The following is a 17,154-nucleotide window of genomic DNA, read 5'->3' as shown; positions in this document are numbered from 1 at the left end:
ATATACCCTCATCCTAACTTTCTCCCCGAGGGAGAGGGGCTGTTTCGATTTTTACGACACTCCCGGATAGGCGCAAATAATTTTCCGACATCCGAACGCGCCACTCCCACGCGGAGCGGGCGAAGCTAGATTCCAAGGGGGGCTCTCCATGAAACGCTATCCAATTATCCTTGCCGCGCTGCTGGCGGCAAATCTGGCGGGCTGTTCAACTCCGGGCGGCCGCGAACCAGTCGCAAGCCCTAAAGCCCTGGTTGCCGACGGCTACAGCCGCTTCGATGACAGCGGCAAGTTGAACGTGAACCACCGCTGGCTGTCCGCGCGGCAGGTAGCCAAATTGAATGCCTACCGCGGCTTGGCCGATCAATTGTATTACGAGCCGCTGGGCGAAAATAAAACCGTCGGTTCTCAGGTGATCAGTCACGAAGCCTACCGCGTCTATATGGATATTTATCTGCGCTCGGCCCAGTCCACCGATTACCAGACCGTGCAGGACAGTTTGAAAACCACTCTGAAACTCAATTTGACGCCGCGTTTCTATCAATGCATGAGCGGCAATCCGGAGCAAGCCAGGCAATGCATCCAGGAAGACGACAAGTTGGCCTATAGCCGCCTGGGTTACAAAACCGCCTATACCACCAGCGCCAATCTGGCCTGCGCCACTATAGACTGCAGCGATCAGTTCGCGGTGAGCGGTTTTTCCAAGGACCGCAATCCCGTCGATAGCCTATTGCTGAATGTCGGTCTGTACGATCTGGAATGGATGGCCAATACAGCTGCCCGTACCTTGTTCAACAAGCTGTTGATCGATGGGTTCATCAATGCGCTTTAAGCTGGGACTGGCGGGGCTGTTATTGATGCTGATGGCCGCCTGCGGCGGCTCGAACAACGTTAGATCGGAGGCGGAAGCCATCGGTGGTCGGCAGGCTACCGTGCGGGGTAGCGCCGTCATTACCGACGGGGGTATCGATCAAGCCCGGCAAGCGGCGATTGGCGATGCGATTGCCAATGCCTCGCTGCAATTAAAGCGTTCCGGCTCGGAGTCATTGCTGGCCAGCGATATCAAAGTGGTGGATGAATGGCGTGACGGCGATACCTATCATGTGCAGGCGCTGGCGGTGTTGGCGCAACACCAGGCTTGCCGTCAGGCGTCCTACCGAAAAAAAATCGTCGCCACGGGATTTCCGCTCATGAACGCCGATCATATCAGCGGCAGCGAGAGTCAGGATTTGTTCGGCGGCATCCCAAGGGAAATCGGTAACCGTCTGATGGAAAGCGGCGATTTCATCGCTCGCAACCTGACCTCCTCGTCGCTTTACGATAGGCCGGATTTGGCGCCGGAAGTGACGGTTAACGGCGTTGTTTCCAATTCGGTGGTTTTGGACGTGGCCAGACGCCAGAACGCGCAATTGGTATTGGCCGGCGTAATACGGGATTTCAAGCTGGAATCCACCGAATATGTGCGCGGTTCCGGCGTACTGGCGGAACTGAAATCGGTAATGCGCGATTTCATCGCTCGGCGCAGTATCGGCATAGATGTGTACGTCTACGACGGCTTTACCGGCGCGCTGTTGTTTCAGCAGCGTTATACCGACTCCATCATCGGCGACGTGTCGCTGCCGTCCGGTTACACGGTCGGCAGCGAGCGCTTCGGCTCGACCTCGGCCGGGCATAAAATCACCCAAATCATCGCCATGGCCAGCGAGGACATCAGAGATTTGTTCGGTTGTTACCCGTTTGCGGCCCGGATCAGCCATGTGGAGAATAATCGCATCCGCATTGCAGCCGGGGCGCAGGACAAGATCAAGGTCGGCGACCGTTTCAAGGTCTACGCCATGGACACCTTCGCCTCTTCGGCCGGCATGGGCTTTACCGATCCGGTCGGTGTGATGGTGGTCACCGACGTGGGGCCGTCGATGGCGGCCGGCAACCTGGAGTCAGGCGCGCATAATCGCGTGCGGCCGGGCGATTGGGTGCGCAGCGCGGATTTGCCCTGATTCGTCCGTGCCGGCGATGTTCCGACCAAGTTTCGAAGCGTAAAAAAGGCCGGTCTCCGCCGGCCTTTTTTATCGGTTTTACTTGTGGATTTCCAGATGCAGGGCCCGGTACTCCTCGGTCAATTTGTGCGACGGCGCGTAATGCACCAGCGGCTTGGCGTCGGTATGCGATTCCCTGACCTTGACCGAGGTGGATATTTTGGTTTCCAACACCGGCAGGCCTTCCGCAATCAAATCGTCCACCAGCTGCCGGGGCAGATTGGCTTGTTTCTGATATTGATTGACCACCACGCCCTCGACTTCCAGTCTGGGGTTGTGGTCGGCCTTGACTTCGGCGATCGAGCGCATCAGCGTGTATAGTGCTTCGCGGGCGAAAGTGTCGCAATCGAACGGAATCAGGCATTTTTCGGCGGCGATCAACGCGGACAGGCTGTAAAAATTCAGAATGGGCGGGGTGTCGATATAGATGCACTCGAAGCCTTCCAGTTTTTCCAGCGCTTCCTTCAGTTTGTAAATTTTATGGCGGGATTCCAAGCGGCTTTGCAAGCCTTCCAGATCGGGATGCGAGGGCAGCACGAACAGATTCGGAAATGGGGTTTCGTGGATGGCGCTGTCCAGGCCTTCCTTGCCGCCGCCAAACAACTCCAACCCCAAACTGTCTTTGAAAAAGTGGGCGATGGTTTTGTCGGAATCACTTATTTTGGCGCCCAGTAAATATTGGGTCGAGTTGCCTTGTACATCCAGGTCGATTACCAGGGTTTTTTTGCCTTCGACGGCGCTGATCGCCGCCAGATTGCATGTGATGGTGGATTTACCGACACCGCCTTTTTGATTGAAAATCACCCTGCGCATAATCGCCTCGATAGTTTAAAAAATAAAAGCCCGCATTATAAGGTTAAAGCGTGCAATATCAACAACGTGTGAAGGCATCGCCCCCGCAGGCCGGGCATTTTGGGATCATGCTGGTGGATTTGAAGGCTATCTCCTTGCCGCAGGCGTCGCAGACAAAGGTGCCGGGGCTGGCGATTTCGCCGCTTTTATACGGGTGGTATTGCTTGGCTTCCATCTCCAGCGCCGCCAACTTGACCTTGGTTTTGTCGGCGATGTCCAGGAAGGCGTCCAGGGCGAAGTTCTCGATCAGGTCGATATCGAATTTCAGCCATTCGGACAGCGAATTGTTATCGTGCTGTTGCGACGGCGCGGTGGCGACATGTTCCACATCGCGCATCACATAATCGGCGATTTTGTTGATTTCTTCCTGGGTGTGCCCGCCCAAGGCGCTGGTTTTTTCCTTGGCGATTTCCAACGCTTCGGCAACACTGTGCAGGGTGTCGTCCATGGCTTCGTAAAGATGGCCCATCAGGTCGTCGTACGCTTTGATCAGTTTGTTTTCGCCCATGGCTTCTCCCGGTTGTTTTAATGATTTCAGGCTTTGGATTTAAGCGCCCGTAAGGTATTCTAGCGCCTTTTTACACGAAAAGACGAATAGGATGGAAGAGCATTACAAACCGTTGCCGATTGAGCAAAAGGTGCAGGCTGATTGGGAGAAATCCGGCGTATTCACCGCCAAGGAGGATACCGGCAAGGAAAAATACTATTGTTTGTCGATGTTTCCCTATCCCAGCGGCAAATTGCACATGGGTCATGTGCGCAATTACACCATAGGCGACGTAATCAGCCGTTTTCAACGCATGCGGGGTAAGCACGTGCTGCAACCCATGGGCTGGGACGCTTTCGGTCTGCCAGCCGAAAATGCCGCCATGCAGAACAAGGTGCATCCGGCCGACTGGACCTATTCGAATATTGATTACATGCGCGACCAGTTGAAACGGCTGGGTTTCGGTTACGACTGGAGTCGCGAGTTGGCCACTTGCGACCCTGAGTATTATCGCTGGGAGCAATGGTTCTTCCTGCGTTTGCTGGAAAAAGGCCTGGTTTATAAGAAAACCGCGCCGGTCAACTGGTGTCCGCACGATCAAACCGTATTGGCCAACGAGCAGGTTATAGACGGCTGCTGCTGGCGCTGCGATACCCAGGTCGAGAAAAAGGAGATCTCGCAATGGTTTTTGAAAATTACCGCCTATGCCCAGGAACTGCTGGACGATTTGCAGAAACTGCCCGGCTGGCCTGAACAGGTCAGGACCATGCAGGCCAACTGGATAGGTCGATCCGAAGGCGTGGAGATGGACTTTGCCGTCGACGGTTTCGAATCGCCGATTCGCATTTACACCACTCGGCCCGATACGGTGATGGGCGTGACTTATGTTGCGGTCGCCGCCGAACACCCGGTTGCCAAAAAAGCCGCCGAAACCAATGCCGATATTGCCGCGTTTCTGGAATCCTGCAAGCAGATGGAAACCTCGGAAGCGGCCATGGAAACCATGGAAAAGCGCGGTATCGCCTCCGGTTACAACGCGATTCATCCCTTGACCGGCGAACAAGTGCCGGTCTGGATCGCCAACTTCGTCTTGATGAGCTACGGCACCGGCGCGGTAATGTCGGTGCCGGCTCACGACCAGCGCGATTTCGAATTCGCCCACAAATATGGTATCGCCATCAAGACTGTCATCGCATCCGCCGACGGTGCCGACGACAGCGTGGCCGATAAAGCCTTTACCGATAAGGGTGTATTGAAAAATTCCGCCGAATTCGACGGTTTGGATTTCAGACAAGCCTTCGACGCCATCGCCGCCAAGTTGGCCGCATTGGGTAGGGGTGAACGTAAAACCAATTTCAGATTGCGCGACTGGGGCGTATCGCGCCAACGTTACTGGGGCGCGCCGGTGCCGGTGATTTACTGCGACGACTGCGGTACGGTGCCCGTCCCCGACGACCAATTGCCGGTGACGTTGCCGCGCGACGTGGTGCTGGATGGTTCGCAATCGCCATTGGCCGCGCATCCGACCTTCCCGCACACCGCTTGCCCGAAATGCGGCAAGCCGGCCCGCCGCGAAACCGATACCTTCGATACCTTCATGGAGTCGTCCTGGTATTTTGCCCGCTACGCCAGCAACGATTGCCATGGCGCGATGCTGGACCAACGCGCCAATTTTTGGCTGCCGGTCGACCATTACATCGGCGGCATCGAACACGCCATTCTGCATTTGCTGTATGCGCGCTTTTATACCAAATTGTTGCGCGACGAGGGTTTGATCGTCTGCGACGAGCCGTTTAAGAACCTGTTGACCCAGGGCATGGTGGTGGCGGAGACGTTTTACCAAATCGACGAGCACGGTCATAAGCGTTATTACAATCTGACCCAGATCGAAGTCGAGCGCGACGCCAAGGGCAAGATCGTCGGCGCCAAGCTGCTGGAAGACGGTTCGCCTGTCACTGTGGGCGCCATCGAGAAAATGTCCAAATCCAAAAATAACGGCGTCGACCCGCAAGTGCTGATCGACAAATACGGCGCCGATACCGTGCGTTTGTACACCATGTTTACTTCGCCGCCCGATCAATCCCTGGAATGGAACGATGACGGCGTTGAAGGCGCGTTCAGGTTTCTGAAGCGTCTATGGCGGCAAGTTTATCTGCATGTGCAAGCCGGCCTGCCGCAAGCGGCTCCGGACAAATCCGCCTTGAGTGACGGGCAGAAAGCGTTGCGCCGCCAGTTGCACCAAGCCTTGCAGAAAGTCACCGACGACATGGCCCGCCGGCATACCTTCAATACCGCGATTGCCGCCAATATGGAACTGGTCAACGCCTTGAACAAATTCGAGGACGACAGCAACAACGGCCGCGCGCTACGGCAGGAGGTGCTGGAAGCCATCGTGCTGATGCTGGCACCCATTATTCCGCATGCGGCGCAACAATTATGGAACGAGTTGGGTCACGGCGGCGATATCGTACTGGCGGCTTGGCCAACGCTTGATGAAGCGGCGTTGGCCCAGGATGCCATTGAGATGGTGGTGCAGGTAAACGGCAAGTTGAGAGGCAAATTGGCGGTAGCGGCGGGGGCCGGTAAAGAGCAAATCGAAGCCCTGGCCCTGGCCGACGAGAACGTGCAGCGTTATCTAGACGGTAAACCCGTGAAAAAACTGATCGTAGTGCCGCAAAAGCTGGTAAACATCGTTGTCTGATCCGTTAATCAAAAGAACCAAGCTGATGAAAAAAATCCGGAAAATCGTTTTGATCGTTGTCCTGGGTATGTTGACCGCCTGCGGTTATCATTTGCGCGGTACGATTGCCTTGCCGGCCGCCCTGAAAAGCCTGTATTTGTTCGGAGCTTCCGGAGCGCTGCACGCTGAAACCAAGGCGGTTTTGAAGGCTTCGGACGGAAAACTGGCAATCTCGCCAAATGATGCCGGCGTAGTGGTCAAGGTATTAAAGGAAGATTTCCGCCGCCGCGTGTTGTCGGTGGGTTCGACCGGTAAATCCAGCGAAGTGGAACTCAATTATTATCTGAGATTCCAGTTTTACGACAGTAAGGAAAACCCCCTGCAGGAAGAGCAGACCATAGAGATCAGCCGCGAGTTTTTCAACGACCAGACGGCGATTCTGGCCAAGGAAAACGAAGAAAACATGATACAAAGCGAAATCTATAGGCAAGCCGTGCGCATGATGATGGCTAGGGCACAGGCTGCGATAGAAAATCAAAAGCCCTGAACTCGGGCATGCGAGTCAAGCCGGATCAACTGGAAGAAGCGCTACGTCAATCCTTGCGGCCGGTTTATCTGATCACCGGCGACGAGCCCTTGCAAGTCGGCGAGGCCGCCGACGCCGTTCGGGCCGCAGCCAGACGGGCTGAATATACGGTGCGGGAAGTCATCGCCATCGAGCAGGGTAATGAATGGCCGCAATTGGCCGAAGAAGCCGACTCGTTGTCGATTTTCGCCGATAAAAAACTGATCGATTTGCGTCTGCCGTCGGCAAAGCCGGGCCAGGAAGGCAGTAAGGCCTTGACGGCCTACTGCCAACGCTTGCCGGCCGACACGCTTTTGCTGATTACCGCCGGCAAAATCGACGCCGCCGGCCAAAAATCCCAATGGTTTCAGGCTATCGAGCATCTTGGGGCGGTGGTGCAGGTTTGGCCCTTGCAAGGACCCGAATTGCTGGCTTGGTTGCGAAGACGGGCCGAGCGCAAAGGCATGCGCCTTGAACCGGATGCGCTCAAAAGTCTGGCTGGACGTATCGAAGGCAATTTGTTGGCGGCGGCGCAGGAAATCGAAAAGCTGTTCATTCTGTACGGGCAGGCGTCGATAAACAAAGCGGCGATTGATGCCGCCGTTGCCGACAGTTCGCGTTTCGATGTATTCAAGTTGACCGATGCCTTGCTGGCCGGCAAGCGGAACAGGGCCGTTAAAATTCTGAACGGGCTTAAGGCCGAAGGTGTCGCGGCGCCGGTGGTGCTTTGGGCGCTTAGCCGCGAGGCCAGGGTTTTGTTTAATCTTCAAGCGGATTTGGCGCAAGGCGGCCATCGGGATGCCGTTTTCAAGCGGCATCAAATCAGGGACATGCGCCGGCCATTGCTGCAGGAGGCTCTGGGCCGGCTCGCTGTCGGCGACATAGAGTCTTTGCTGCTTCACTGCGCCAAGGCGGATGCGCAGGCCAAGGGGCAGGCGGGAGGAGACGCATGGGAGACTCTATTTCATATCTGTAGCGAATTTTGCCGGTCCTCGACCCCGAGACCGTGAGCGGATTTATTTAACTCGGCGCTTATTCTTGATAAAATCGCTGGGTTATTAATTTTGGATTGAGTAATTCCCATGAGCGTAATCGAAAGAATTGAAGAACAACTGGCCAGTTATCCGGTGGTCTTGTACATGAAGGGCACTCCCGACTTTCCGCAATGTGGCTTTTCCGGCCGTGTGGTGCAGGTGTTACAAGCCTGCAACGCCGATTATCGGGCGATCAATATTTTTGAAGATCCCGAGTTGCGCGATGCCTTAAAAGAATACTCCCACTGGCCGACCTATCCTCAACTGTATGTGAACGGGCAATTGGTGGGCGGTTGCGATATCGTGATGGACTTGTTCAATAAAGGCGAATTGCAAGGCATGGTCGGCGCCGCTTAGAAATTGTCCGCCTAAGCGGTTGCGATGGCAACTGCTTAGGCGGCTTCGAAAGCCAGCAGTTTTTTCCAGCGGTTATAGATAATGCAGAACAACTCCGCAGTCTGTTCGGCGTCGTAAAGCGCGGAATGAGCGCGCTGGTTGTCCCACTCCAGTCCCGCCGCCTCGGCAATTTTGGCTAGCACCGTTTGGCCGAATACCAAGCCACCCAGCGTGGCGGTATCGAAACTGCTGAAGGGATGAAACGGGCTGCGTTTTATTTGGGTTCGGTCAATGGCGGCATTCAGAAAATTGATATCGAATGCCGGATTGTGGCCCACCAATATGGCTCGTTTGCATTCGTTACGCTTTACCGCCGCTCTGATCGGCGCGAACAATTGATTGAGGGCTTCCTTTTCGTCCACGGCCATGCGAAACGGATGATAAGGATCGATGCCGGTGAATTTCAAGGCGGCCTCATCCAGTTCGGAGTTTTTGAACGGGACGATGTTGCAATGGTGTTTTTCGGTGATGCCCAGCCAACCTTCCGAGTCCTGTTCGACGATGACGGCGGCGATTTCCAGCAGCGGATTTTTTTTGGCGTTGAAACCGGCGGTTTCGATATCGACGACAACGGGTAAATAACCTCTAAAGCGGTTGCCGAGCGGGGTGTGGCTGATCTGCATGGGTCTGTTATGGCTGGGTAAGTCGGTTGTATGATATGTTACGTCAGTTTCGGACGGCTATAAACAATAAATCAGGTGATGAGGTAAAACTTATGCGAGGCAAAATAACAAGTGTTTTGGTGGCTGTCGGGGCGCTGGCTTTATCGAGCGGGTGCGCGACCGTGAAAAACCCCGATCCACGGGACCCCTGGGAGAGCTGGAACAGGGGTGTGCAGTCGTTTAACGACGACGTGGACAGTTATGTCATGCAGCCCGTTGCCAAGGGTTATAACTGGGTCATGCCGAATTTTGCCGATCAAGCCGTGACCAACTTTTTTAGTAATCTGGATGACATCGGCGTTTTCACCAATGACTTGTTGCAAGCCAAACTCATGCAATCCGGCATGGACACGGCCCGTTTCCTGGTCAATACCACGGCCGGTGTCGGCGGTTTAATCGATGTCGCCAGCATGATCGATTTACCCAAACATAACGAAGATTTCGATCAAACCCTGGGTGTGTGGGGCGTGCCCACCGGTCCTTACATCGTCTTGCCGTTTTTCGGGCCGAGTTCGCCGCGGGGCGTGGTCGGTTTGGTGGGCGACGCCGCCATGAATCCCATCACATACGCCGGTTTTTATCTTAATCCGGAATGGATAGGCGCGGCGGTGTCGGTGGGCGCCGGCGCTTTAAAAGTCATCGATGCCCGTTCCGATCTGTTGGGGCTGGGCAAAGTGGCGGACGAAGCGGCGGTCGACCGATATCAGTTTTTCCGCGATGCTTATTTGTCCAACCGCAACTATTTGGTCAAGGACGGCAACGTGCCCGAGGACGATGTGCTGAAATTTGAAGAGCTGAAGGACGAGGGTTTCGGGCCGCTAAATACCAATCCGTATTAAGCTCCGCCGCGCATTGTCAACATAAAAAACCGCAATGCCCTTGGCGCGCGGTCTTTTTATTGGGCGCGAGAGTTTTTATGGGATGGCGAATCAAAAGCCGCCGGAGCGAGTAAGTTATACAGATATTCGGGATATGGGAGATAAGGCAGATGCACATCAAAATCACGCTGTTAACCATCCTTGGAACCTTGCTGATGCTGGACGGCTGCGCGTCTGTCCGAGCCACGGATCCGGGAGATCCGTGGGAAGGCTGGAACCGTGGCATGCAATCCTTCAACGACGGTGTGGACGATCGCGTGATGAAGCCGGTGGCCAAGGGATATCGCTGGATAACTCCCGACGTGGTCGATCGCGGCATTTCGAATTTTTTCAGTAATATCGGCGATATTCGCGTCACCCTCAATGACGCCTTGCAAGGTAAATTCGCCCAAAGCGCATTCGACGGTACCCGCTTCTTGTTAAACACTACCTTGGGTCTGGCCGGCTTTATCGATTTGGCCGGCAACGTAGGCTTGCCCAAGCACCAAGAGGACTTCGATCAAACCCTGGGCGTATGGGGCGTGCCGACCGGGCCTTATCTGGTGCTGCCCCTGCTCGGACCCAGTTCGCCGCGCGGCGTGCTGGGTCTGGCGGGCGATGTGGCCATGAATCCCATCAGCTATACCGGCATTTATTTCGCTTCTTCGGCGGTATCGACCGCCGTATCGGGCGGCTTGGGTGCGTTGAATGCGGCGGATTTGCGGGCGGACAACCTGGAAACCGAACGCATTGCCAGCGAAGCGGCGCTGGATCGTTATGCCTTTTTTCGCGGAGCCTATTTTTCGCAACGCAATTATTTGGTCAACGACGGCAATGTACCCGAGGACGACGTGTTGAATCTGTTCGATCACGAAGGCGCGCCACCGGTGCAGCCGTATTGAAGCGGCTTCCGGCGACGGTTGGCGGGTCAATCCAATTGGGCAGCGATGAACTGGCTCTGGGCCGTGTGCAGCCGGGCTGGCAGTATCCGGTTTTCCAGGTTGATCCCGTCGGGCACATTGCAGGCCACCCGCAGATAATTCGGCGTATAGCCGAAATAACGCGTCATGCCATTATCCAGGCCTTCGGTTTGGCCCTCCCATAACACCTCCGCCAAACAACCCAAATTGTCCGCAACGAAATCCTGTCTCATGGTTTCCGCCAGGGCGTGTAGTTGCTGGCTGCGCTGCTTCTTGATTTCCCGACTGACTTGATCCGGCAGTCCCGCCGCCTTGGTGCCTTCGCGCGGCGAATAACTGAAGATATGGATATGGCCGAATCCGAGGTTTTGGATGTATTCGACGCTTTCCCGCCACTCTTCCTCGGTTTCGCCGGGAAAGCCGACGATGATGTCCGTGGTGATATTGAAATGCGGAATCGCGGCTCTGGCTTTCGACACCAGCTCGGCGAATTCGGCCGTCTTGCAACGCCGCGCCATGCGCCGCAATACGCTGTCGCTGCCGCTTTGCAAGGGTAGATGCAAGTGCGGCATCAGGCGTGGGTTTTTGAACAATTCGAAGAAGCCTTCCGGCAGCTCCCACGGCTCCAATGAACCCATGCGTAGGCGTGGAATCTCGGTTTTATTTAAGATTTCCGACACCAGTTCGACCAGATTACTGTTAATGTCGCTGCCATAACCGCCCAGATGTACGCCGGTGATGATGGCTTCTTGAATGCCTTGGGCATGCAAGGCGTTGATTTCGTCTACGACCGCTTGAATGGGCCGGCTGCTTTCCTCGCCGCGGGCGACCGTGACGATGCAAAAAGTGCAGCGGTAGCGGCAGCCGTCCTGAACCTTGACGAAGGCGCGCTGTCTGCCGCGGCTGAACAGTGAGATTTCGCCGGGTTCGGTGGACATGGCCGGCATGCTGTCCAAATTCAATTCTTCTAGGACTTTTTCCACCAGCTGGTTTTTATCTTGGTTGCCGACTATCAAATCCACGCCCATCAATTGCGCGGCTTCTGCTTCATTCAGCGTCGCGTAACAACCGCTGACCACCAGATTGGCTTGCGGGTTGTCGCGGTGGATGCGGCGTATTAGCTGCTTGGATTTTTTAACTGCGTCCTGGGTTACCGCGCAGGAGTTCAAGACGACGAGTTGAGCGTCCTGAATATCGCGCGTAATGCCGTGGCCTCTGGCTTGAAAGGCTTGGGCCCAGGTTTCCAGTTCCGCTTCGTTGAGCCGGCAGCCGAGGGTTTTTAAATGTATCTGCATGTTGTCGTGAAACGTTGAATCGATAACGTGTAGGGTGCATTAGCGTAGCGTAATGCACCGTCCACTTGAAAAATTAACCGAAAAACCAATAAGTCACCAAAATCGCGGAAATAATCCCGCTCAGATCGGCGACGATGCCGCAGGCAGCGGCATGGCGTATCTGCTTGATGTTGACCGCGCCGAAATACACCGCCAACACATAAAACGTGGTCTCGGTGCTGCCTTGCACTACCGATGCTAGCCGGCCTGCGAAAGAATCGGCACCGTGAGTCTGCATGGTATCTATCATCATCGCCCGCGCGCCGCTGCCGCTGAAGGGTTTCATCAATGCGGTGGGCAAGCCGTCGATGAAGCGGTTGTCGATGCCGGCCACATTGACCAATAGCCTGACGCCATCGGTCACCAACTCCAATGCGCCGCTGGCCCGAAACACCCCGAAGGCCACCAGCATCGCCACCAGATAAGGGATGATGCCAATCGCCGTCTGAAAACCTTGCTTGGCGCCGTCTACAAATAGTTCGTAAGCGTTCAGGCGTTTGTAAGCGGCGGCGGCGATGAAAGCTGTTACCAAACTGAACAAAATCACGTGGCTAAGCAAGGCCGATTGTTGCAACATCTCCGCCCGATCCAGGCCGGAAAAATATATCAGAATGCCGGCGATCAAGGCGCTGATGCCACCCAGATAAACCAATACCACCTTGTCCAGCAGATTGATCTTCTGCACTGCGGCGACTGCCAGCAAACCGGTCAGCGTCGATATGTACGTGGCGATCAATATCGGGATGAACACGTCGGTTGGATTGGCCGCGCCCAGTTGCGCCCGGTAGGCGAAGATCGTCACCGGAAACAAGGTCACCGACGAGGTGTTCAATACCAGAAACAAAATCTGCGCATTGCTGGCGCGTTCCGGATGCGGATTCAGGGTCTGCATTTCCTGCATGGCCTTGATGCCCATCGGCGTCGCCGCATTGTCCAGCCCCAGCATGTTGGCGGCGATGTTCATCGTCAGCGCGCCGAGCGCCGGATGATTTTTCGGTATCTCCGGCATCAGCCGGTTGAACAGCGGATTCAGCGCCTTGGTCAACAAGTCGATGAAACCGCTATGCTCGCCGATTTTCATGAGACCTAACCACAAGGCCAGCACGCCGCTCAGCCCCAGCGAAATTTCGAACGCGGTCTTAGCCTGGCTGAACATCGCCGTCATCAACTCGGAAAACACCTGGGTGTCGTCCAACACCAGCAGCTTGAAGGCGGCGGTGGCGAAGGCGCTCAGGAAGAAGAATATCCAGATGAAGTTCAGCAACAACCTGTCCTGGTGTTTAACCGATTTTCTTGGCTAAATCCGCCGCGTAACCGGTATAGCTATGCGGGGTCAGTTTCAGCAATTCGGCTTTGGCTGCCGCAGGAATCTCCAACTTTTCGACGAAAGCGCGCATTACGTCGCCGGTAACGCGCTGGCCGCGGGTCAATTCCTTCAATTTTTCGTAAGGCTTTTCGATGCCGTAGCGGCGCATCACGGTTTGGATAGGCTCGGCCAACACTTCCCAGTTTTGATCCAAATCCTGGTCCAGCAAGGCTGGGTTGATTTCCAGTTTGGAGATGCCTTTCAAGGTCGATTGAATCGCGATGCTGGTGTGAGCAATGCCGACGCCGATGTTGCGCAACACGGTCGAATCGGTCAAGTCGCGCTGCCAACGCGATACCGGCAGTTTGTCGGCCAGAAAACCGAAAATGGCATTGGCCAGGCCTAGATTGCCTTCCGAGTTTTCGAAATCGATCGGATTGACCTTGTGCGGCATGGTCGAGGAGCCGACTTCACCGGCCACGGTTTTTTGCTTGAAATAACCCAGCGAGATATAGCCCCAGACGTCGCGGTCGAAATCCAGCAAGATCGTGTTGAAGCGCGACAGGGCATGGAAAAACTCGGCCATGTAATCGTGCGGTTCGATCTGTATCGTGTAGGGGTTGAAAGTGAGGCCCAGAGACTCGACGAAGTTTTGCGCAAACTGCGCCCAATCGACATCCGGATAAGCAACGCTATGGGCGTTGTAATTGCCGACCGCGCCGTTGATTTTACCCAGCAGTTCGACCTTGGCGAGTTGTTCGCGTTGGCGCTGCATGCGGGCGACGACGTTGGCGAATTCCTTGCCGACCGTGGTCGGCGTCGCCGATTGGCCGTGGGTACGCGACAGCATCGGTTGCTCGGCGCTATCCAAGGCCAATTGTTTGATGGCGTTGATGGTGGCGTCGATCTCGGCCAGCATCAGGTCGCGGCCTTCTTTCAGCATCAGGGCGTAAGACAGGTTGTTGATGTCTTCCGAGGTACAGGCGAAGTGAATGAATTCGTTGACGGCGTGCAGTTCGGCGTTGCCCTTGATTTTGGCTTTCAGAAAATACTCGACCGCCTTGACGTCGTGGTTGGTGGTCTTCTCGATGTCTTTGACGGCTTGGGCATCGGCTTCGGAAAAATCGCTGATGATTTTGTTCAACACATTGGTGGCTTCGGCGGACAAGGCGGGTACTTCGGCGATCTTGGCTTCGGCGGCCAAAGCTTGCAGCCAGCGCACTTCCACTTCGACACGATAACGGATTAGCCCGTATTCACTGAAGATGGGGCGCAGGGCGTCGACTTTATTGGCGTAGCGGCCGTCGATGGGGGAGATGGCGGTGAGGGTCATGGTAATTGCCTATATATTTGAAAAACTAAATTTTTGCTTGAAAGAGTAATCACTCGTCTTCATCGTTGTTGGAGTGAAAATCTTCATAGAGTTCTTTAATGGTTCGACCATTGAAGGTCCAATGTGGTGAAGGTTGTAGAGGGTAATCATCCGGCAAACTTAATAATTTTCTTGTCGCCGCTGTTAGAGAGCAAATTTCTTCGTTGAATAAAACTTTCTTTTCATCGACGACTTCGGCTTGATGTTTCCCATCTTTTGAAATTAGTATTGATCCGTTCAGGATGCCTAATTGATGAAAGTTCATCCTCGGGCGTTTTGCCTGCTTTAAGGTTTGGGCGGATTGTTTATCGGCTTCGGAAATATCGGATTCAATGGTCTGTTCCACCTGAGAGGTAATTTCATCGACTTTCAAAAGCTTCAAAATGGCGATAACTCGCTCTGCTTCTATTTTGAAGAATTCTCTGTTTGGGTTGATGCGGTGCATGCCAAAGGCGAGGTGTAGCGCCTCTTCCACTTCCGTTGCATTTTTGACTTGGCAGGCAAAAGTGCAATCAAACGGTACTGGTACTCCCGTACCGTATAGTTGCTTCATGCGGCTTTCCACTTCGACTTGCGTCGTTTTACCGATCTTCACTAATCCCGGCATGGCGGGATTGGTCAGTACGTAAACAATCTGGCTTTCGTTCTCTGCCATGGTTTAAGCGTTGTATTTGGTTTCTATAATTCCACCACCCAAACAAACTTCCCCCAAATAAAACACCACCGACTGCCCAGGCGTAATCGCCCGTTGGTGTTCGTCGAAGCGGACTTTGACGCGGGTGCCGCCATCCAGCGGTTCGACGACGCAGGTTTGATCCGGTTGGCGGTAGCGGGTTTTAGCGGCGCAGCGGATGGTTTCGGTCAAAGGCTTGCTGCCGCACCAGTCGAGTTGGCCGGCTTCCAATGTGTTGTGCAGCATCAACGGATGATCGTGGCCTTGGCCGACGATCAAGACGTTATTCTCCAGGTCTTTTTCCAGAACGAACCAGGGCTCGTCCGGCGCGTCCTTGACTCCGCCTATGCCTAAACCTTGGCGTTGGCCCAGCGTGTAATACATCAAGCCGTGGTGCTTGCCGATATATTGGCCTTCCGGGGTGCGCATTTCGCCTGGCTGATGCGGCAAGTAGCGTTGCAGGAATTCCTTGAATTTGCGTTCGCCGATGAAGCAAATGCCGGTGCTGTCTTTCTTGCGGCTGTTGGTGAAGCCGGCTTTTTCGGCCATGGCGCGGATATCCGGTTTATGCAGATGGCCGATCGGGAACAGGGTTTTCGACAGCGCTTTCTGGCCCATCGCGTATAAGAAGTAGCTTTGTTCCTTGTTGGGATCCAGGCCTTTTAATAACCGAAATTCACCGTCTTGTTCATCGACGCGGGCGTAGTGGCCGGTGGCGATGTATTCGGCGCCCAGGTCTTCGATCGCGTAGTTCAAAAATGCCCTAAATTTGACATGTTTGTTACAAAGAATGTCGGGATTGGGTGTCCGACCAGCTTTAAACTCCGACAAAAACACTTCAAACACTTCGTCCCAGTATTCGGCGGCAAAGTTGACGGTCTTTAATTCGATGCCCAGCGTGTCGCAAACCTGCTGCGCATCGGCCAAATCTTGCATCGCGGTGCAATATTCGGTGCCGTCGTCTTCCTCCCAGTTTTTCATGAACAAGCCCGTGACTTTGTGGCCTTGTTCTTGCAGCATTAATGCCGTGACGGAAGAATCGACGCCGCCGGACATGCCGACGATGATGTGTTTGCTCATGCCAAGTCTAAGAATGTGTGTAGTAGGGACAGCGGATGCCGATACCCCTTTAAATAATGATCCACGCTGATCAGCACCAAGGGACTGCGTAATTGGTCATGTTTTGCCATTATTTCCGCGCGGTTCAACCAATGGGTCGCTAAAATGCCGACATCCAGGAGCTGCTCGGGCTTATGGTCATGTACGCTGCCGCAGAAACAAAAACGCATGAAACTGGGAGCTTCCGGTGTTTTGCGCCACAGTTGAACGGCCACCAGGGCTTCCGGCTCAAATTGCCAGGCGGTTTCTTCCAGAACTTCGCGCTTGACGGCGCTGATCAGATCTTCGTCCGGTTCGAGATGGCCGGCGGGTTGATTGAACGCAATGCCGTGCTCTGTTGTCTCTTCGACCAGCAAAAAACGCTGGTCTTTTTCGATGACGGCGGCAACGGTAACGTGGGGTTTCCAGACCATGTGTGCGGGTAAAGTCTTATAAGGGGGCGCATTTTACGCGAAATGTTTTTTATGTGGGTAAAGATTGAAATTTGCCAAGTTAGGCGCTATGTTAAAACCCTGAACCAAACAGGCAAACCCGGAACATGACTGATTTCGATCCCATGAGAGACAATGATGGTGACATTGTCGTACAGCAGGCAAAACCGCAGTTGAAAAGACCGCCTCTTTTCAAGGTGCTGTTACTGAACGACGATTTTACTCCGATGGATTTTGTAGTCGAAATTCTCACCGGCTTTTTTAATATGAGTCAGGAGAGAGCCACCCAAGTGATGCTGCAAGTGCATACGCAAGGAGTGGGGGTGTGCGGCACCTACACCAAAGATGTGGCCGAAACCAAGGTACATATTGTTAATGATTATTCCAGGGAGCATCATCATCCGTTGATGTGCACAATGGAAGAAGCGTGAGA

The 17,154-nt window shown here is 54.5% G+C and carries 18 protein-coding genes; 9 read left to right on the top strand and 9 right to left on the bottom strand.

Annotated features, from left to right (window positions below; all coding sequences use genetic code 11):
- The first annotated feature begins 148 nt into the window (after nucleotides 1-148).
- Together NP590_RS10705 and NP590_RS10700 are read left to right on the top strand one after the other, a co-directional pair.
- Nucleotides 149-829 carry a hypothetical protein gene (locus tag NP590_RS10705; protein ID WP_256602371.1) on the top strand — a complete coding sequence of 227 codons (681 nt, stop codon included), beginning with the start codon at nucleotides 149-151 and terminating at the stop codon, nucleotides 827-829.
- Nucleotides 807-1,994, top strand: coding sequence for a flagella assembly protein FlgT middle domain-containing protein (locus NP590_RS10700; protein ID WP_256602370.1), 1,188 nt, complete (start codon nucleotides 807-809; stop codon nucleotides 1,992-1,994). Before NP590_RS10705 ends, NP590_RS10700 begins: the two co-directional genes overlap by 23 nt.
- Nucleotides 1,995-2,072: 78 nt before the next feature.
- Here NP590_RS10700 and NP590_RS10695 read toward each other — a convergent pair whose 3' ends face one another.
- Nucleotides 2,073-2,846: a ParA family protein gene (locus tag NP590_RS10695; protein WP_256602369.1), complete on the bottom strand. Its 774-nt coding sequence runs from the start codon at nucleotides 2,844-2,846 to the stop codon at nucleotides 2,073-2,075.
- 58 nt (nucleotides 2,847-2,904) lie between these two features.
- Nucleotides 2,905-3,393 carry a zinc ribbon-containing protein gene (locus NP590_RS10690; RefSeq protein ID WP_256602368.1) on the bottom strand — a complete coding sequence of 163 codons (489 nt, stop codon included), beginning with the start codon at nucleotides 3,391-3,393 and terminating at the stop codon, nucleotides 2,905-2,907.
- Between the two features lie 91 nt (nucleotides 3,394-3,484).
- On the opposite strand from NP590_RS10690, the gene leuS reads away from it, so the two are divergent.
- From leuS to grxD, 4 genes are all read left to right on the top strand, one after another.
- Complete coding sequence (leuS, locus tag NP590_RS10685) at nucleotides 3,485-6,073, top strand: leucine--tRNA ligase (RefSeq protein WP_256602367.1); 2,589 nt, start codon at nucleotides 3,485-3,487, stop codon at nucleotides 6,071-6,073.
- Nucleotides 6,074-6,098: 25 nt separating this feature from the next.
- Nucleotides 6,099-6,599 (top strand): LPS-assembly lipoprotein LptE, encoded by a 501-nt coding sequence (locus NP590_RS10680; RefSeq protein WP_256602366.1) that lies wholly within the window; start codon nucleotides 6,099-6,101, stop codon nucleotides 6,597-6,599.
- 8 nt (nucleotides 6,600-6,607) lie between these two features.
- Nucleotides 6,608-7,627: a DNA polymerase III subunit delta gene (holA, locus tag NP590_RS10675; RefSeq protein WP_256602365.1), complete on the top strand. Its 1,020-nt coding sequence runs from the start codon at nucleotides 6,608-6,610 to the stop codon at nucleotides 7,625-7,627.
- A 72-nt stretch (nucleotides 7,628-7,699) separates the two neighbouring features.
- Nucleotides 7,700-8,008, top strand: coding sequence for a Grx4 family monothiol glutaredoxin (gene grxD, locus NP590_RS10670; RefSeq protein ID WP_256602364.1), 309 nt, complete (start codon nucleotides 7,700-7,702; stop codon nucleotides 8,006-8,008).
- A gap of 35 nt (nucleotides 8,009-8,043) precedes the next feature.
- Here grxD and rnt read toward each other — a convergent pair whose 3' ends face one another.
- On the bottom strand, nucleotides 8,044-8,670 hold the full coding sequence (gene rnt, locus NP590_RS10665; RefSeq protein WP_256602363.1) for a ribonuclease T: 627 nt from the start codon (nucleotides 8,668-8,670) through the stop codon (nucleotides 8,044-8,046).
- A 92-nt stretch (nucleotides 8,671-8,762) separates the two neighbouring features.
- Here rnt and NP590_RS10660 point away from each other — a divergent pair, with 92 nt between their 5' ends.
- Both NP590_RS10660 and NP590_RS10655 read left to right on the top strand, forming a co-directional pair.
- A complete protein-coding gene (locus tag NP590_RS10660) occupies nucleotides 8,763-9,548 on the top strand; it encodes an MlaA family lipoprotein (RefSeq protein WP_256602362.1) in 786 nt (261 codons plus the stop codon).
- A 149-nt stretch (nucleotides 9,549-9,697) separates the two neighbouring features.
- Nucleotides 9,698-10,468, top strand: a complete 771-nt coding sequence (locus tag NP590_RS10655; protein ID WP_256602361.1) for an MlaA family lipoprotein — start codon at nucleotides 9,698-9,700, stop codon at nucleotides 10,466-10,468.
- A 26-nt stretch (nucleotides 10,469-10,494) separates the two neighbouring features.
- On the opposite strand, the gene mtaB is transcribed toward NP590_RS10655, so the two are convergent.
- From mtaB to NP590_RS10625, 6 genes are all read right to left on the bottom strand, one after another.
- Entirely contained in the window at nucleotides 10,495-11,781 is a 1,287-nt protein-coding gene (gene mtaB, locus NP590_RS10650) for a tRNA (N(6)-L-threonylcarbamoyladenosine(37)-C(2))-methylthiotransferase MtaB (RefSeq protein WP_256602360.1), read from the bottom strand.
- A gap of 73 nt (nucleotides 11,782-11,854) precedes the next feature.
- On the bottom strand, nucleotides 11,855-13,084 hold the full coding sequence (locus tag NP590_RS10645; RefSeq protein WP_256602359.1) for a spore maturation protein: 1,230 nt from the start codon (nucleotides 13,082-13,084) through the stop codon (nucleotides 11,855-11,857).
- Between the two features lie 16 nt (nucleotides 13,085-13,100).
- A complete protein-coding gene (purB, locus tag NP590_RS10640; protein ID WP_256602358.1) occupies nucleotides 13,101-14,459 on the bottom strand; it encodes an adenylosuccinate lyase in 1,359 nt (452 codons plus the stop codon).
- A 49-nt stretch (nucleotides 14,460-14,508) separates the two neighbouring features.
- Entirely contained in the window at nucleotides 14,509-15,153 is a 645-nt protein-coding gene (locus NP590_RS10635; RefSeq protein ID WP_256602357.1) for a GIY-YIG nuclease family protein, read from the bottom strand.
- A gap of 3 nt (nucleotides 15,154-15,156) precedes the next feature.
- Nucleotides 15,157-16,251, bottom strand: a complete 1,095-nt coding sequence (gene mnmA, locus NP590_RS10630) for a tRNA 2-thiouridine(34) synthase MnmA (RefSeq protein WP_256602356.1) — start codon at nucleotides 16,249-16,251, stop codon at nucleotides 15,157-15,159.
- A complete protein-coding gene (locus NP590_RS10625; protein ID WP_256602355.1) occupies nucleotides 16,248-16,703 on the bottom strand; it encodes an NUDIX hydrolase in 456 nt (151 codons plus the stop codon). The genes mnmA and NP590_RS10625 overlap by 4 nt, the downstream gene beginning before the upstream one ends.
- Before the next feature lie 125 nt (nucleotides 16,704-16,828).
- Between NP590_RS10625 and clpS the strand changes: the two genes are divergently transcribed.
- Nucleotides 16,829-17,152: an ATP-dependent Clp protease adapter ClpS gene (gene clpS / locus NP590_RS10620; RefSeq protein ID WP_256602354.1), complete on the top strand. Its 324-nt coding sequence runs from the start codon at nucleotides 16,829-16,831 to the stop codon at nucleotides 17,150-17,152.
- Nucleotides 17,153-17,154 lie beyond the last annotated feature (2 nt).

This window comes from Methylomonas subterranea, assembly GCF_024505185.1.
Classification (GTDB): domain Bacteria; phylum Pseudomonadota; class Gammaproteobacteria; order Methylococcales; family Methylomonadaceae; genus Methylomonas; species Methylomonas subterranea.
The sequence above is the reverse complement of the archived record's forward strand: the minus strand, read 5'-3'. Positions and strand labels throughout refer to the sequence as shown.

What these genes read in the sequence shown, in the direction of transcription:
- NP590_RS10705 (WP_256602371.1), top strand. Translation starts at nt 149, where the DNA reads ATGAAACGCTATCCAATTATCCTTGCCGCGCTGCTGGCGGCAAATCTG.
- NP590_RS10700 (WP_256602370.1), top strand. Translation starts at nt 807, where the DNA reads ATGGGTTCATCAATGCGCTTTAAGCTGGGACTGGCGGGGCTGTTATTG.
- NP590_RS10695 (WP_256602369.1), bottom strand. Translation starts at nt 2,846, where the DNA reads ATGCGCAGGGTGATTTTCAATCAAAAAGGCGGTGTCGGTAAATCCACC.
- NP590_RS10690 (WP_256602368.1), bottom strand. Translation starts at nt 3,393, where the DNA reads ATGGGCGAAAACAAACTGATCAAAGCGTACGACGACCTGATGGGCCAT.
- leuS (WP_256602367.1), top strand. Translation starts at nt 3,485, where the DNA reads ATGGAAGAGCATTACAAACCGTTGCCGATTGAGCAAAAGGTGCAGGCT.
- NP590_RS10680 (WP_256602366.1), top strand. Translation starts at nt 6,099, where the DNA reads ATGAAAAAAATCCGGAAAATCGTTTTGATCGTTGTCCTGGGTATGTTG.
- holA (WP_256602365.1), top strand. Translation starts at nt 6,608, where the DNA reads ATGCGAGTCAAGCCGGATCAACTGGAAGAAGCGCTACGTCAATCCTTG.
- grxD (WP_256602364.1), top strand. Translation starts at nt 7,700, where the DNA reads ATGAGCGTAATCGAAAGAATTGAAGAACAACTGGCCAGTTATCCGGTG.
- rnt (WP_256602363.1), bottom strand. Translation starts at nt 8,670, where the DNA reads ATGCAGATCAGCCACACCCCGCTCGGCAACCGCTTTAGAGGTTATTTA.
- NP590_RS10660 (WP_256602362.1), top strand. Translation starts at nt 8,763, where the DNA reads ATGCGAGGCAAAATAACAAGTGTTTTGGTGGCTGTCGGGGCGCTGGCT.
- NP590_RS10655 (WP_256602361.1), top strand. Translation starts at nt 9,698, where the DNA reads ATGCACATCAAAATCACGCTGTTAACCATCCTTGGAACCTTGCTGATG.
- mtaB (WP_256602360.1), bottom strand. Translation starts at nt 11,781, where the DNA reads ATGCAGATACATTTAAAAACCCTCGGCTGCCGGCTCAACGAAGCGGAA.
- purB (WP_256602358.1), bottom strand. Translation starts at nt 14,459, where the DNA reads ATGACCCTCACCGCCATCTCCCCCATCGACGGCCGCTACGCCAATAAA.
- NP590_RS10635 (WP_256602357.1), bottom strand. Translation starts at nt 15,153, where the DNA reads ATGGCAGAGAACGAAAGCCAGATTGTTTACGTACTGACCAATCCCGCC.
- mnmA (WP_256602356.1), bottom strand. Translation starts at nt 16,251, where the DNA reads ATGAGCAAACACATCATCGTCGGCATGTCCGGCGGCGTCGATTCTTCC.
- NP590_RS10625 (WP_256602355.1), bottom strand. Translation starts at nt 16,703, where the DNA reads ATGGTCTGGAAACCCCACGTTACCGTTGCCGCCGTCATCGAAAAAGAC.
- clpS (WP_256602354.1), top strand. Translation starts at nt 16,829, where the DNA reads ATGACTGATTTCGATCCCATGAGAGACAATGATGGTGACATTGTCGTA.